Origin of the sequence: Flavicella marina (assembly GCF_009193215.1) — a bacterium.
Taxonomy (GTDB): Bacteria; Bacteroidota; Bacteroidia; order Flavobacteriales; family Flavobacteriaceae; genus Flavicella; species Flavicella marina.
In genome coordinates, this window is record NZ_VYVA01000004.1 from 79,868 (window position 1) to 94,029 (window position 14,162).

Below are 14,162 nucleotides of genomic sequence, written 5' to 3' on the forward strand. Positions count from 1 at the left end.
AATTATTATTTTATTTGTGTTTCTAAATAATGCTCTTCAATACCATACGTATCTTTTATTTCAGAAATTTTTTGATTCAATGATTTTTCATCAATGTCTTTTGTTGATTTGGTGGCTACTAACATTACATTTTTACGAGTATGCTCGTTCGACACGAATTCAAAAATTTTTGTTTGGTAATGTCTCTTTTCCAATATCAGCGCACGAATCGTATCAGTCACCATTTCAAACTGGCGCTCTTTAAAAATCCCATATTTTAAAATAGGGTTTTCTTGCTCTTTACCTTTCAATTGTTGACGAATCTGTTTATGGCAACAAGGTGCACAAACGATCAAACCGGCTTTTGCTACAATTCCTTTTGTAATAGCGTCATCAGTTGCTGTATCACAAGCATGCAAAGCAATTAAAATATCAATCTTTTTGTTTTCGTATTCTTGAATTGGTTTGCACTCAAAATTCAAGTTTTCAAATTCACATTTTTGAGCTACATCGTTACAATAATCGACCAATTCTTTTCGCAATTCAATTCCAGTAACGGTAACATTCATCTTTCGTTGCACAACTAAATAATCGTACAAAGCAAAAGTTAAATAACCTTTACCAGACCCCATGTCAACAATCTGAATTTGTTTTGGAAGTTTCGCATTTGCTATCAAACCTTCCATAATTTCCAAATACTTATTGATTTGACGGTATTTATCGGCCATTTTCGGAATCACTTGATTTTCTGAATCTGTGACACCTAAATAGCGCAAATACGCTCCCATATCAGCCCTTTTTTCTTTAGGTTTGTCATGAGTAATTGGAGGTTTATTGGTAAAACTCGGAGAAACTCTTTTATAGCTAACTACTTTCTTTTTAGAAACAAATACTTGTAAATCTTCACGCAATGTAAATACAACAGCGGCTCTAAACGTAGTAGTTAAATACTCTTGTAATAATGAAACTCCTTCAATAATTGAATAGTTTTTTACCTGATCATTTGTTTTATAGTGATACGTAAACGATAGTTTTAACTCGTCTTGAATCAGTACCAAACGAACATAAATATTTCGCAAACCATCGTTTTTACGAAGTGGTTTGCTCAACGTGATTTTCACAAAATCATCTGCAGCAATACTTGTTTGTACTACTTCAGAAAATGTATTAAATGTATCCATGATTTTGTTTTTATCTTTTTATTTCTGTCATTTTGAATCCGAAGCCAGTCATAGTGTACAATTATTAAGCATTTCTCTTCGAAAAGCTCAGTGTACCAAATAGCTCAGACCAAATTTACAACGTAGCCAAACTCGCTTTTAAGGTTTCTATTTTCGCTAAAGCATCTGCTTCTTTTTTGCGCTCATTTGCAATTACCTGTTCAGGTGCATTATTTACGAAACGCTCGTTGCTTAATTTTTTCTGAACAGATTTTAAAAAGCCTTCAGTATATTTTAATTCCTCATTGATTTTTGCGATTTCTTCTTCAACATTAATTGCTCCTGAAACCGGAATAAAATACTCGTTAGACTTAATTCTAAAGCTCAATGCTCCTTCTACTGCTGCAGCTACTTTTTCGATTTTAGTTGTATTACCCAACTTCTCAATCACAGCATTAAATGTATCACTAGCATTTTCGTTATCTAAAACAGAAAGCGCAATCTCATCTTTAAAACTGATGTTTTTATCTTTTCTTATTTTTCTAATTCCTGAAATTACTTCAGAAGCAAATTCAAAATCAGCTATAATTTTTTCATCAAAAGAAACTAACTCAGGGTACTCTGATATAATTAACGCTTCTTCAGGAGTTCTTGTTTCTATATGTTGCCAAATCTCTTCAGTTAAGAATGGCATAAATGGATGTAACAACTTTAAATTATCTTCCAAACATTGGATTGCTGCTTTTTGTGTTAAAGCGTCTATCGGTTGCTGATAACCCGGCTTAATCATCTCTAAGAACCAAGAAGAAAAATCGTCGTATATCAACTTGTAAATAGTCATCAAAGCTTCTGAAATTCTATATTCTTCAAAAGATTTTTCGATACTTACCAATGCCTTTTGGAATTTAGCTGTATACCAAGCAATGGCTGTTTTAGATGATTCTGGTTGTTCGATAGCTTCTGAAACTTCCCAACCGTTCACCAATCTAAAAGCATTCCATATTTTACTAGAGAAGTTTCTTCCTTGTTCACATAATTCTTCATCGAATAACAAGTCGTTTCCAGCAGCTGCACTTAGCAACAACCCTGTACGAACACCATCAGCACCATATTTTTTCATCAACTCGATAGGGTCTGGGGAATTCCCTAAGGATTTCGACATTTTTCTACGTTGCTTGTCTCTTACAATTCCAGTAAAATACACATTGCTAAATGGTTTCGCATCAGCAAATTCATATCCTGCAAATATCATACGAGCTACCCAAAAGAAAATAATATCTGGTCCAGTTACCAAATCGTTTGTTGGATAATAATACTTAAATTCTTCATTATCTGGATTTCTTATTCCATCAAATAAAGATATTGGCCACAACCAAGATGAGAACCAAGTATCCAATGCGTCCGGATCTTGCTTTAAATCATCAATTGATAATTTTGTATTTCCTGTAACCACTTTTGCTTTTTCTAAAGCTTCTTCTTTGGTTTGTGCTACAACGTAATCCTCTAGTCCTTCACCATAGAAAAATGCAGGAATCTGATGACCCCACCATAATTGACGAGAAATATTCCAATCACGAATATTTTCTAACCAATACTTGTATGTGTTGTTATAGTGCTTTGGATAGAATTTGATGTCTTCGTCTTTTAAAACAGCATCCAAAGCAGGTTTTACGATTTCTTCCATTTTTAAGAACCACTGCACAGAAATTTTTGGTTCGATAACTGCTTTTGTTCTTTCAGAGACACCAACTTTATGCATGTGCTTTTCAGTTTTCACTAAAGCCCCTGATGCTTCTAATTCTTTTGCAATTTCCTTTCTGGCTACAAAACGATCTTTACCTTCATAATGCAAACCTAAAGCATTTAAAGTTCCATCATCGTTTAAAACATCAATCACCTCTAGATTGTGCTTTTCACCGATTGTCTTATCGTTTTGATCGTGCGCAGGTGTAATTTTTAAACACCCTGTACCGAATTCAACATCTACATATTCATCTTCAATTATTGGAATTACGCGATTCGCGATAGGCACAATTACCTTCTTTCCTTTCAAATGAATAAAACGTTCGTCTGTAGGATTGATACATATTGCAGTGTCTCCTAATAAAGTTTCAGGTCGCGTAGTCGCAACAGTAATTTTTTCATCAGAACCTTCTATCTGATAATTGATATAATATAAATTTCCTTGTTTTTCAACAAACTCTACTTCTTCATCAGACAAGGTAGTTTTTGCTTCAGGATCCCAATTTACCATTCTATAGCCACGGTAAATCAACCCTTTTTCAAACAAGTCAACAAAAACTTTTGAAACAGCTTCACTTAAATCATCATCCATAGTAAACGCTGTACGCTCCCAATCACACGATGCTCCTAATTTTTTTAGCTGTTCTAGAATAATACCACCATGTTTATCTGTCCACTCCCAAGCATGCGTTAAGAATTCATCACGAGTAAGATCGTCTTTGTTGATCCCCTCCTCTTTTAATTTTGCTACAACTTTAGCTTCGGTTGCAATAGATGCATGATCGGTACCAGGTACCCAACAAGCATTGTATCCTTTCAAACGAGCACGACGAATTAATACGTCTTGTATGGTATTATTTAACATATGTCCCATATGTAAAACTCCAGTAACGTTTGGTGGAGGGATGACTATCGTATAGGCTTCTTTTTCGTTTGGTGTTGAATGAAAATATCCATGCTCCATCCAATAGCTATACCATTTGTCTTCTACGTTTTCTGGGTTGTATTTATTTGGGATCATTGTAAAATGAGTTGTAATTAATTATCTATTTCTATTAAAAAGTAACAGTACTTTTTAAGTGTTTGCAAAAGTACAATTATCTCTTTTAACTAAAAAGTTAACAAACCTATATTTTGTAGGCTCGCAATTATGTTTATTTTTGTTTCAGATAAAACAAAATCTTATGAAAAAATCGATATTCTTTGCTGTATTTTTTATTGGGCTATTTTCTATGAATGCACAAACAGCAAAACCTGTAGAAAATTTTGATGCCAATGCACCAGCGTTTAAATTTAATGAAGAAGTTATTGACTACGGAAAAATTGAAAAAGGTGCTGACGGAGCACGTGAATTTACATTTACCAATGTTGGAGGTAGTCCTTTGATTATTTCTGCTACAAAAGGAAGTTGTGGTTGTACCGTGCCAACCTATGATAAAGAACCAATTATGCCAGGAGAAACAGGTACTATTCGTGTGAAATACGACACCAAAAGAATCGGAAGGTTTTCAAAATCTGTAACAATCACTTCTAATGCCACCGAATCAAAAAAAGTGGTACGAATAAAGGGTGAAGTACTACAACCGAAAGAATAGTTACGAATAAAAATATATAGAAAAGCACTCAAATTGAGTGCTTTTTTTATGTTCTGTATTCATTCGAAATTTCAAAAACTGTTGTGAGTATCTCCTTATCAATATCTGTAAAAGCCTCTTTTTTAAGTTGTTTCATTTTTGACGCATCTTCTATCGCTTTATCTAAATGATAGATTGATTTTTTTTCAAATCCACTCCACGAAAACGAAGGAATAAATTTTTCTGGAAACCCTGAACCAAAAATATTTGATGATACTCCGATCACTGTACCTGTATTGATCATGGTGTTGATCCCTAATTTAGAATAATCACCTAAAAACAGACCACAAAATTGCAAACCTGAATTGACAAATTCCTTTTCAGAATAACTCCACAATTTAATCTCGCTATGGTTATTTTTCATATTCGAACAGTTGGTATCTGCTCCAAAATTACACCACTCACCTACCACTGAGTTTCCAAGATATCCATCGTGTCCTTTGTTAGAATTTCCGAAAAAGACAACATTTTTTACTTCACCACCAACCGTACAATTTGGTCCAACCGTTGTGCCTCCATAAATTTTTGCTCCCATTTTTAGGACAGCGCTTTCACCAATTGAAAAAGGACCTCGAATATGACTACCTTCCATTAAAACAGCACCTTTGCCTATATAAATAGGTCCATCTGTAACATTTAAGCTTACACACTCCATACTTACACCTTCTTCAACAAAAAGATTTTCGACATTGCCGATAATTGTATTTGAACTTGAAATTTTTGACGATGTTCGTTCATTCGTCAATAAGTCAAAATCACTTGCTATGGCTTTGTAATTATTAGAAAAAATCTCTGATAATGATGTGAGTCGTATCAAGTCAGATTTATATTCAATCATTTCATAAGAATCAAATTCGACTTCTTCTTGCTCTTGAGTGGCAAAAAAAGAAATAACTTCACATTGGTATACAATCGCTTGATTTCTTTCTAAAAATGATACATCTTCAGCGAGTTTTTCTGTTGGTATAATGGAAGCATCAATAAATACATTTTCTTCGAATTCCACCATCGGAAACTTATCTTCCAAATATTCCTCTGTTAAATAAGTAACGGTACATCCTAACATTTTTTCCCATTTTTCTCTAATAGTAAGAATTCCTATTCGTATTTCAGCAACAGGACGTGTATAGGTAAAAGGTAATAGATTCTCACGAAAAGCACCGTCGTAAAGTATGTAGTTCATAATTTTTCACTTTCTACAAATATATTCTTTTACAATAGTACACACTACCAACATGAATACATTTATGTTTTTAAAAAAATAAATCTTATTTTTAACTTTAACTAAATGTAAGTTACTTATTTATATTCGACGTATTTTACACTAAAACCAATTTATGAAAAAATATACAACCGTATTCATTGCCATATTTGGCGCTCTACTCGTGTCATGCTCATCAGATAACGGCGAGGTGGAAACTAAAACCTTTACTACACAACTTTCGAAAACTTCAATAAATTTTGGAAATGTAGAAGTTGCGGAAGAACGGAAAGAAACATTTTTAGTAACCAACACAGGTACACAAGCCATTACAATTAGTAACATTACAGCACCAACCGGTTTTTCTGTTTCTCCTACAAGTGGGACGATAAACTCTGGTGATTTCATCAATTTCACCGTTACTTTTATTCCTAATGCGATTGATATTTTTAATGGAAACATAGTCATTACTTCCAACTCAACTAGTACTGCAAATACGATCAGTGTTTCCGGTACAGGTAGTACCATTACAACAGGTGTAAAAACATACGAAAACACCATTGCTTCGATCATGAATAAAAGTTGTTCTACCACAGGGTGTCATAGTGGACAAAACCCTGCTGGAAGTGTTTCTCTAACAAACTTTGACGAAGTGAAAAACGGATTTATTGTTGATGATTCTTGGGGAGAAATTACGTCGGGTAGAATGCCAAAAGCGGGAGTTTCTCCACTTACACAAGACGACAAAGATAATTTGGAAACTTGGATCAATGCAGGGTACCCTTCTGGAGAATTAAAAATAACAAGCTATGTAACAGATGTTGCTCCTTTGATAAATCAAAGCTGTGCTACTACTAATTGTCATGGAGGAGCACAATCACCGACATTATCAAATTATAGTCAAGTAAAAACTGCTTTTGAAGCTACCGGTAACTTGAGCTCTATTGGAAGAATAGAAAGCGGTAATATGCCTAAAAACAGTGCAAACTTAGCACAATCAAATATTGATTTATTAAAAACTTGGATAAACACTGGTTTTATTGAGCAATAAAAGAAATCAAAAAAAAATGTACCCATCGACTAGCTCAGGGTACATTTTTTATTCATTCAAACTTCTGACATGATTGAGTTTCTTTTTCCATACTGCCAGCATTTTTCCTTTTTCTTCGATTGATTTTCTAACATTCACAACCAGCGGATTTTCTTCAGTAGCATTTGCTATAAAACTAATGTTATTATCTAATTGCTGTATTTCTTTTGAGATCTCATCTATTTTCTTTCTCAAAAACTGAATCTCACTTTCGATTTTACGCGTGTCGTTAGACGCAGCATATGAATCTACTTGCAACTTATATTTCAACATTTCCAACTCGCTACCTTCTATCGATAATTGTTTGAACAGTTTTTCGATTGCAGAATTAAAATCATTTTCTATTTGCTTGTCTTTTCTAGGAACACGTCCAATATTTTTCCAAGTTTTCAAATATGCTTTCACCTCTTCAAGTGTGATACCTTTGTTACCAATAACAGCATTGATCTGTGACAAGAAATCTTTTTTAGTCGCTAACGCATCTAACTCTTCTTGAGAACCATTGTCTTTAATTTGATGTACTCTATCAAAAAAATGATTACACGCATCTTTAAATTCTTTCCAAATTTTGTCAGAATGTTTTCTTGGAACATGTCCTATAGTTTTCCAATCTGCTTGAATTTTTTTCATCTGATTGGTTACTGTTTTAAAATCGTCACTATCTTTTAATGACTTTGCAACATCCAACAAAGCCAACTTCGCTGTAAGGTTTTTGTGTTGCTCGGCATTTAATTCTTTATAGAACTGATTTTTAGCATGATTGAATTTTTTGGTTACAGCTTTTAATTCATCCCAAATTTTTTGACTTTTATTTCTAGGAACTTTCCCTATCGTAAAAAACACTTCTCTTTTTGCTTCAAATTGTTTTATAGATTTCTGCCAATCAGAATGTGTCTTATTTTGAGAGTAATCAAACTTTGCTAAATCAGCAATTACAGCTAACTTCTTTTGAATATTTTCTTGGTATTTTGATTTTTGCTGATCAAAATACGCATCTCTTTTGTCGTGAATAATTTTTGTTGCTTCACTAAATTTTTGCCAAATCTCTTCGCGAAATTCACGTGATACTGGTCCAATTTCTTCTTTCCAAGCCTTGTGCAAACTTTGCAACTCTTTGAATGCCTTTGAAACATCTTCTAATTGCGTCAAAGCATAAGCCTTTTCAACAATTTTTATTTTTTCTTCTAAATTATGTTTGAAATCTAATTCACGTAAATCGTTATTCATGTGTAACAGATCATAAAATCGTTCTACATGATGGTGATAATTACGCCAAGTATTGTTGTATTTTGTTCGTGGTACAGGTCCGATTGTCTTCCACTTGTCTTGCAACTCTTTAAATTCTTTATACATCGTTTTTGAGTTGGCTTCTTTAATAATTCGCTTTAAATTATCGATAACCTCAATACGCTTGTCTAAATTTTCTTTCAGTTGTTTCTCAAGCTCAGAATAATAGGTGTTTCGTTTTGTTCTATAATCCTGCATCAATTCATTAAACTCTACCTTCAAAGGACTTGAAAACTGAAAATCTATTGACTCACCTCCTTCTGCTAAAAATGCTGCTTTCTTTGATGCCAATAATTTACTAAACTGAGATTCAAAGTTTTTTTTCAGTGACTCAACACTCGTTTTAATAGCCTGAATTTTCTCGTTTTTTATCAGCTTTTTAAGTTCACTTACAATGTCTTCCATCGATAAAGACTGATAATCAACTGTAGGAACTATTTCTTTTTCTTCTTCTTTTTCTGCTTCTGCAGCAACCTTATCTTCAATAGAAGAAACAACTTTTTCCATGGCCTTCGTTGCTTCATCGACAACTATTGACTCTGGCTCGGCTATTATTTCTGATTTATTTTCTTCGGAAGAATTATTTGTGTTTTCATTGATTTGAGAAGCTTTGTCTAATTCTTCAGAATTTTTATTTGCTGCGTCTAACATGTATCTATGTTTAAAGTTCCTAATTATTGTTTAAATATAGCCATAGCATCTTAAACAACAAAATTAATAGACTTTAAATAAGTAAGATATAAATGGTACGCCTTGTTTAAAAAGAAGGTATTATTTATTCCAAATCTCCCAAGATTTTTCTGCTTGAAGCTCTAGCATTTTCATTCCGTTTGCAATAGCGGCTCCTTGTTCTTTTCCTTTACGTAAAAACGTAGTCTCAGCAGGATTGTAAATCAAATCAAATAATAAGTGTTTTTCATTAAGAAATTGATACGGAATATTCGGATGTTGATCAATATCTGGATGGGTACCCAATGGCGAACAGTTTACGATGATTCCTACTTGAGTTATACTATTTTCAGTTAAACTATCGTAACTAACCTGGGTAGCATCTTTAGGAACTCTAGAAACAAATTTGTATGAAATTCCACGTTTTTTAAAAGCATAAGCCACAGCTTTTGACGCACCACCGGTTCCTAAAATCAAAGCCGTTTTATGGTGTTTTTTAATAAACGGGGCAATAGATTGATCGAAACCATATACATCTGTATTATAGCCTACACGTGTACCATCTTCAAGAATTTTAATGGTGTTCACTGCGCCTATTTCATCGGCTTCTTGATCTATACTATCTAAGAAAGCACCAACTTCTTCTTTATAAGGAATCGTAACATTCATCCCAATTAAAGATTCTTTATGTGTTTCAAAAAGGATAGGAAATGCATCGATAGATTCTAAATCAAAATTCACATACGAATTTTCTGTCAATTTCATCTTTTCAAATTTCTCAGAAAAATATCCTCTAGAGAAAGAATACTCAATGTTTTTACCTACCAAACCAAACAGTTTTTTTGCACACATAATATAATTTTTGAAAGCAAAAATATCGAAAACCTATATGCTTACCATAAAAAAACACTCTTTTCTGACAAGATATTTTATTCTTTAAGTAGTGTTTGAATATCTATTTTTAATTGATTTATAGAAGCTCTATTCAATCCGTTATAAATTCCTCTAATATGTTTGTTTTTGTCAATCAATAAAAAATTCTCTGTATGCAGAAAATCGTTAACATCTTTAATCGTACCTAAATCATTTTCCACAAAATATTGTTCTCTTCCTAAACGATAAATAGTAGTTCTTTCTCCTGTCACCAAATGCCATTTACCAGCTATAGCGCCTTTGTTAACAGCATAATTCTTTAACACAGATACGGAATCTTTCTCAGGAGTTACAGAATGAGAAAGTAAAAGCAGGTCTTTTTCATTTAAAAATGCATCTTGAATTTCTTTCATATTTGCTGTCATTCGAGGACAAATACCAGGGCAAGAAGTAAAAAAAAAGTCGGTGACATAAATTTTATCTTCGAACGTAGCTGAGTTAACAATATCACCATCTTGATTTACAGTTGTAAAATTTGAGATACTGTGGAAATTCTTTTCTTCATCACTACCCGGCACTAACCAATATGGAGTAAAACTCTCATCTTTATAATATGGTAAATGCGCAACCCTACTTTTATTATCAGTCTCTTTACAACCGAAACATAATAAAAAAAGTATCGTTACTTTAATTGATATAATTTTCATATCTAACAACGGTTTCGTTTTTTAAATTATAGCAAGAATTAGCCCGACGCATTCCGAATATTCTTCCCTCTTTCGCTTCATAATTTACATATAACTTCCCATTTTTCAACCAGGCTTTTTGCAAACCATTTTCTTTGCCATTTAATAAACTCCTTTTTTTAGAAATTTTTCCATCGGCCCACCAACTTGTCTCTATTCCATTTCTTTTTCCTTTCTTGTTATATTTTACATGGTATGCTTTAGTACCATTCGACCAATAGGTTGTGTAATCAGATACTAGGCTATTTTCTTTGTAATAACAAACTTTACGAGTTCTTCCATTAGCAAACCACTGTGTTGCAAGTCCTTCTTTTTTACCTTTGTAAAAACCAATAAATTCGGCCTTACGACCATTGCCATAATATTTTGCAGCAAAACCGTTAAACGGCTTGTCTTTATAACTCCAAATACCTTTATTACCATCAAGTACCAAATCTTTTTTTAAAACCACTGTGTTTTTTATAGGCTCAAAAAGGAAATGACTTGAAGCATTGTTTTTATCTGCACAAGAACAAAACAACGTGATAATTAAAATGAATATGTAGTGGGAAATTCTCATCTCAAAATCTATAGGCTTCCTTTATATGGACCAGCAAATAAAATATATCCAACATCTCCAGCAGATGTAGTTGAGTACATTTCATTGATAATATGATAATGATATTCTGATGAAGTTGTGTGCTGTGTAGTAGAAGAATGTCCACCAGAACTATCAAGATCTGTAGGGTACCCTCCTGTTGAATTACATTTTCTACCGTAGATAAAAAAACCGTCTTTCAAAATACCCACTAAATCTTCATCGTCGTTAGTGATAGCATGCGGTTCTAAATGATAATGATATACATCAGGCCCAATATGTCCACCCGTCCAATCTAAAGTTGCAGCAGCTTCATCTAGAGAACCAGATCCTTCTTGATCGTTATAGATTGCAGCTCCTGAAACCGCAATTCCAATCAACCCCATTGAGGTTGAAGTAGTATTATTGGCTAAAGTAGGATTTGTAGCAACAGTAAATGAGTCATCATATGTTCTAGCTTCTCCTCTCATATCTGTATAAGTCCCATTCGGATTTATCGTAGAAGGTGTCCCTGCAAAAGATCCACTTTCTGCTCTATAGAGTTCGTGGTTACTCCCCCAATAAAATGTTTCATGATTTGGTAAACCTGTGGTCTCAATTGTAACATCTGCTCCACCATTGATCAAATAAATATCTGTTTCTTCAGTATCGAATGCTGCAAACGCGGCGTGCAATTCACCTGTAATTACTTCTGATTCATTTACTTCTTCTTCTTCAACGACTTCAGCGATATCATTCGATGCACAATTCATAAAGAGCATAGTAGATACTAAAAAAATACTTGTAAGTTTTATTGGATGATTTTTCATTATATAGGGTTTTAAAGGTTTGTTGTTAATAAAACAGTCATTTTACCCTAAACCCTACCCTTCAAAACAAAAAAAATCCCTTTTCAAATAAATGAAAAGGGATTTTTTATGAGTATTTTTTTTTTAGAATTTATATCCTAAACCTAGATTGAATGTATCAAATCGTGCATCTAATTCAACAGGAGCAAGTATTTCATCATCCTCCAACCTTTCTGAAACACCAAATGAATATCTAAGATTTAGAAATAATTTCTCTGTTAAATCTACTTCTGCACCTAACGCTAGACCAAGACCAAATTTATTAAGACCATCCGCATCGTCATCTAACAAATAATCAAATTGTGGTCCTGCCATCAAACTAAAACTTCTGGCTACCTCATACTTAAACATAACTGGAATCAATAATTCTGAACTATTATCTCCATCAGAACTGTAAACAGCAAATTGAAACTCTGGACGAATCGTAAACTTTTCATCAATATTAAATTCCTTAAACAATCCTATATAGAATCCACCTGCTGAATCTGAATCTGAATCTGAATCACCTTGATATGAAGCTTTCGCTTTAACGATTAGAGAACTATACCCCGCACTTAAGCCGAAAGCATCTTTTTGAGCATTCACACTTGATAAACCCAATACTGTAACTATAACAGCGACTAGTAACTTTTTCATATAAAATATTTTTTTAATTTGAGGCAATGATACTACTTTATCGCTTATTATCATAGGTAATTCAAATAAATGTAGAAAATACGTTAATTTTTATTCTCGACACAAAAAATTAAGAAAAAGCCTTCACTTAACACCTAATATTTGATATACTATATTTTTTTTAAGTTTTTATTAAAATCTGCATCCTAACAATAAGTTAAATGTATCGATTCTCAAGTCGTTGGCGACAATTGTATTTGAAATCCAGTCGACATCTGAATGCAACTCTAATTTATGGCTTTGACGATTAACAACACCCAAAGAATATTTTGAATTCACAAAAAAATCCCTTTCTAAATAAATAGAAAGGGATTTCAAATAAATTTTATAAAATTATTAAGCGTTGAACAAAGCTCTACCACTCATTAATTTATTTACTTTTTCTCCAACAGCTTCTAAAACCGCTTCGTCTTCAAAATTCATGATAACCTCATCAATCAAGTCAACAACAGTTGCCATTTCATCAGCTTTCAATCCACGTGTCGTAACCGCAGCCGCTCCAATACGGATACCAGATGTTACAAATGGTGATTTATCGTCAAATGGAACCATATTTTTATTTACAGTAATATCAGCTTTTACCAATGCTTGCTCGGCATCTTTACCTGATAAGTTTTTATTACGTAAATCAATCAACATACAGTGGTTGTCTGTTCCACCAGAAATTAATTTGTACCCTTTTGCAACAAATGCAGCAGCCAATGCAGCAGCATTTTCCTTCACTCTCACTTGGTAGTGCAAAAATTCATCTGTCAAAGCTTCTCCAAAAGCAATTGCTTTGGCAGCAATCACATGTTCTAATGGTCCGCCTTGCATTCCAGGGAATACAGCAGCATTTAACAAACCAGACATTTTACGCAACGAACCATTTTTAAGAGTGATTCCCATTTTGTTTTCGAAGTCTTTCCCCATCATAATCATTCCTCCTCTTGGACCTCTCAAAGTCTTGTGAGTAGTTGTTGTTACAAAATGACAGTGAGGCATTGGGTCATTCAACAATCCTTTTGCAATCATCCCTGCAGGATGTGAAATATCGGCCAATAAATAAGCGTCTACGCTATCAGCTATTTCTCTAAAACGAGCAAAATCAATATCTCTTGAATAAGAAGAAGCACCCGCAATGATTAATTTTGGTTTTTCTTCTAAAGCAATTTTTTGAATATTATCGTAATCTAAACGACCTGTTTCTTCTTCAACTCCATAAAAAGAAGTTTTGTACGTTTTTCCAGAAAAGTTTACTGGAGAACCATGTGTTAAGTGACCTCCGTGAGAAAGATCAAATCCTAAAATTTTATCTCCTGGTTTCAATACGGCTAAATAAACAGCAGCATTTGCTTGGGAACCTGAGTGAGGCTGTACATTCACATATTCAGCACCAAACAATTCTTTCGCTCTATCAATAGCAATTTGCTCAACTACATCTACTACTTCACAACCACCGTAGTAACGTTTACCAGGATATCCTTCAGCGTATTTATTTGTCAACACAGAACCCTGTGCTTCCATTACTTGCTCACTTACAAAGTTTTCAGAAGCGATTAATTCTAATCCTTCTAATTGTCTTTCTTTTTCGTCTTGTACTAAGTCGAAGATGATTTGATCACGTTGCATCTTTTAAGATTTACAGTTTATAAAAATAAAGTGCAAAATTACAAATTCTCTTTTGTTTTATACTTATGT

General features: G+C 33.4%; 12 protein-coding genes. 2 read left to right on the top strand and 10 right to left on the bottom strand.

Going from position 1 to position 14,162, the window contains the following annotated elements; all coding sequences use genetic code 11:
* Positions 1-5 precede the first annotated feature (5 nt).
* Positions 6-1,160, bottom strand: a complete 1,155-nt coding sequence (locus F6P99_RS09420; protein ID WP_152287231.1) for a class I SAM-dependent methyltransferase — start codon at positions 1,158-1,160, stop codon at positions 6-8.
* Between the two features lie 115 nt (positions 1,161-1,275).
* A complete protein-coding gene (locus tag F6P99_RS09425; protein ID WP_152287232.1) occupies positions 1,276-3,903 on the bottom strand; it encodes a valine--tRNA ligase in 2,628 nt (875 codons plus the stop codon).
* 163 nt (positions 3,904-4,066) lie between these two features.
* Between F6P99_RS09425 and F6P99_RS09430 the strand changes: the two genes are divergently transcribed.
* Positions 4,067-4,477 carry a DUF1573 domain-containing protein gene (locus tag F6P99_RS09430; protein WP_152287233.1) on the top strand — a complete coding sequence of 137 codons (411 nt, stop codon included), beginning with the start codon at positions 4,067-4,069 and terminating at the stop codon, positions 4,475-4,477.
* A gap of 46 nt (positions 4,478-4,523) precedes the next feature.
* Here F6P99_RS09430 and F6P99_RS09435 read toward each other — a convergent pair whose 3' ends face one another.
* Complete coding sequence (locus tag F6P99_RS09435; RefSeq protein ID WP_152287234.1) at positions 4,524-5,699, bottom strand: GlmU family protein; 1,176 nt, start codon at positions 5,697-5,699, stop codon at positions 4,524-4,526.
* 154 nt (positions 5,700-5,853) lie between these two features.
* On the opposite strand from F6P99_RS09435, the gene F6P99_RS09440 reads away from it, so the two are divergent.
* Entirely contained in the window at positions 5,854-6,768 is a 915-nt protein-coding gene (locus F6P99_RS09440; RefSeq protein WP_152287235.1) for a choice-of-anchor D domain-containing protein, read from the top strand.
* Between the two features lie 48 nt (positions 6,769-6,816).
* On the opposite strand, the gene F6P99_RS09445 is transcribed toward F6P99_RS09440, so the two are convergent.
* From F6P99_RS09445 to glyA, 7 genes are all read right to left on the bottom strand, one after another.
* Positions 6,817-8,745: a DUF349 domain-containing protein gene (locus F6P99_RS09445; RefSeq protein WP_152287236.1), complete on the bottom strand. Its 1,929-nt coding sequence runs from the start codon at positions 8,743-8,745 to the stop codon at positions 6,817-6,819.
* 120 nt (positions 8,746-8,865) lie between these two features.
* Positions 8,866-9,615 carry a shikimate dehydrogenase family protein gene (locus F6P99_RS09450; RefSeq protein ID WP_152287237.1) on the bottom strand — a complete coding sequence of 250 codons (750 nt, stop codon included), beginning with the start codon at positions 9,613-9,615 and terminating at the stop codon, positions 8,866-8,868.
* Positions 9,616-9,692: 77 nt separating this feature from the next.
* Positions 9,693-10,343: an SCO family protein gene (locus F6P99_RS09455; protein WP_152287238.1), complete on the bottom strand. Its 651-nt coding sequence runs from the start codon at positions 10,341-10,343 to the stop codon at positions 9,693-9,695.
* Positions 10,324-10,941, bottom strand: coding sequence for a toxin-antitoxin system YwqK family antitoxin (locus tag F6P99_RS09460; protein WP_226913054.1), 618 nt, complete (start codon positions 10,939-10,941; stop codon positions 10,324-10,326). Before F6P99_RS09460 ends, F6P99_RS09455 begins: the two co-directional genes overlap by 20 nt.
* Positions 10,942-10,949: 8 nt before the next feature.
* Positions 10,950-11,768, bottom strand: coding sequence for a YHYH protein (locus F6P99_RS09465; protein WP_152287239.1), 819 nt, complete (start codon positions 11,766-11,768; stop codon positions 10,950-10,952).
* 123 nt (positions 11,769-11,891) lie between these two features.
* Positions 11,892-12,443 (bottom strand): porin family protein, encoded by a 552-nt coding sequence (locus F6P99_RS09470; protein WP_193316046.1) that lies wholly within the window; start codon positions 12,441-12,443, stop codon positions 11,892-11,894.
* 375 nt (positions 12,444-12,818) lie between these two features.
* Positions 12,819-14,093 carry a serine hydroxymethyltransferase gene (glyA, locus tag F6P99_RS09475; RefSeq protein WP_152287241.1) on the bottom strand — a complete coding sequence of 425 codons (1,275 nt, stop codon included), beginning with the start codon at positions 14,091-14,093 and terminating at the stop codon, positions 12,819-12,821.
* Positions 14,094-14,162: the final 69 nt, after the last annotated feature.

What these genes read in the sequence shown, in the direction of transcription:
- F6P99_RS09420 (WP_152287231.1), bottom strand. Translation starts at nt 1,160, where the DNA reads ATGGATACATTTAATACATTTTCTGAAGTAGTACAAACAAGTATTGCT.
- F6P99_RS09425 (WP_152287232.1), bottom strand. Translation starts at nt 3,903, where the DNA reads ATGATCCCAAATAAATACAACCCAGAAAACGTAGAAGACAAATGGTAT.
- F6P99_RS09430 (WP_152287233.1), top strand. Translation starts at nt 4,067, where the DNA reads ATGAAAAAATCGATATTCTTTGCTGTATTTTTTATTGGGCTATTTTCT.
- F6P99_RS09435 (WP_152287234.1), bottom strand. Translation starts at nt 5,699, where the DNA reads ATGAACTACATACTTTACGACGGTGCTTTTCGTGAGAATCTATTACCT.
- F6P99_RS09440 (WP_152287235.1), top strand. Translation starts at nt 5,854, where the DNA reads ATGAAAAAATATACAACCGTATTCATTGCCATATTTGGCGCTCTACTC.
- F6P99_RS09445 (WP_152287236.1), bottom strand. Translation starts at nt 8,745, where the DNA reads ATGTTAGACGCAGCAAATAAAAATTCTGAAGAATTAGACAAAGCTTCT.
- F6P99_RS09450 (WP_152287237.1), bottom strand. Translation starts at nt 9,615, where the DNA reads ATGTGTGCAAAAAAACTGTTTGGTTTGGTAGGTAAAAACATTGAGTAT.
- F6P99_RS09455 (WP_152287238.1), bottom strand. Translation starts at nt 10,343, where the DNA reads ATGAAAATTATATCAATTAAAGTAACGATACTTTTTTTATTATGTTTC.
- F6P99_RS09460 (WP_226913054.1), bottom strand. Translation starts at nt 10,941, where the DNA reads ATGAGAATTTCCCACTACATATTCATTTTAATTATCACGTTGTTTTGT.
- F6P99_RS09465 (WP_152287239.1), bottom strand. Translation starts at nt 11,768, where the DNA reads ATGAAAAATCATCCAATAAAACTTACAAGTATTTTTTTAGTATCTACT.
- F6P99_RS09470 (WP_193316046.1), bottom strand. Translation starts at nt 12,443, where the DNA reads ATGAAAAAGTTACTAGTCGCTGTTATAGTTACAGTATTGGGTTTATCA.
- glyA (WP_152287241.1), bottom strand. Translation starts at nt 14,093, where the DNA reads ATGCAACGTGATCAAATCATCTTCGACTTAGTACAAGACGAAAAAGAA.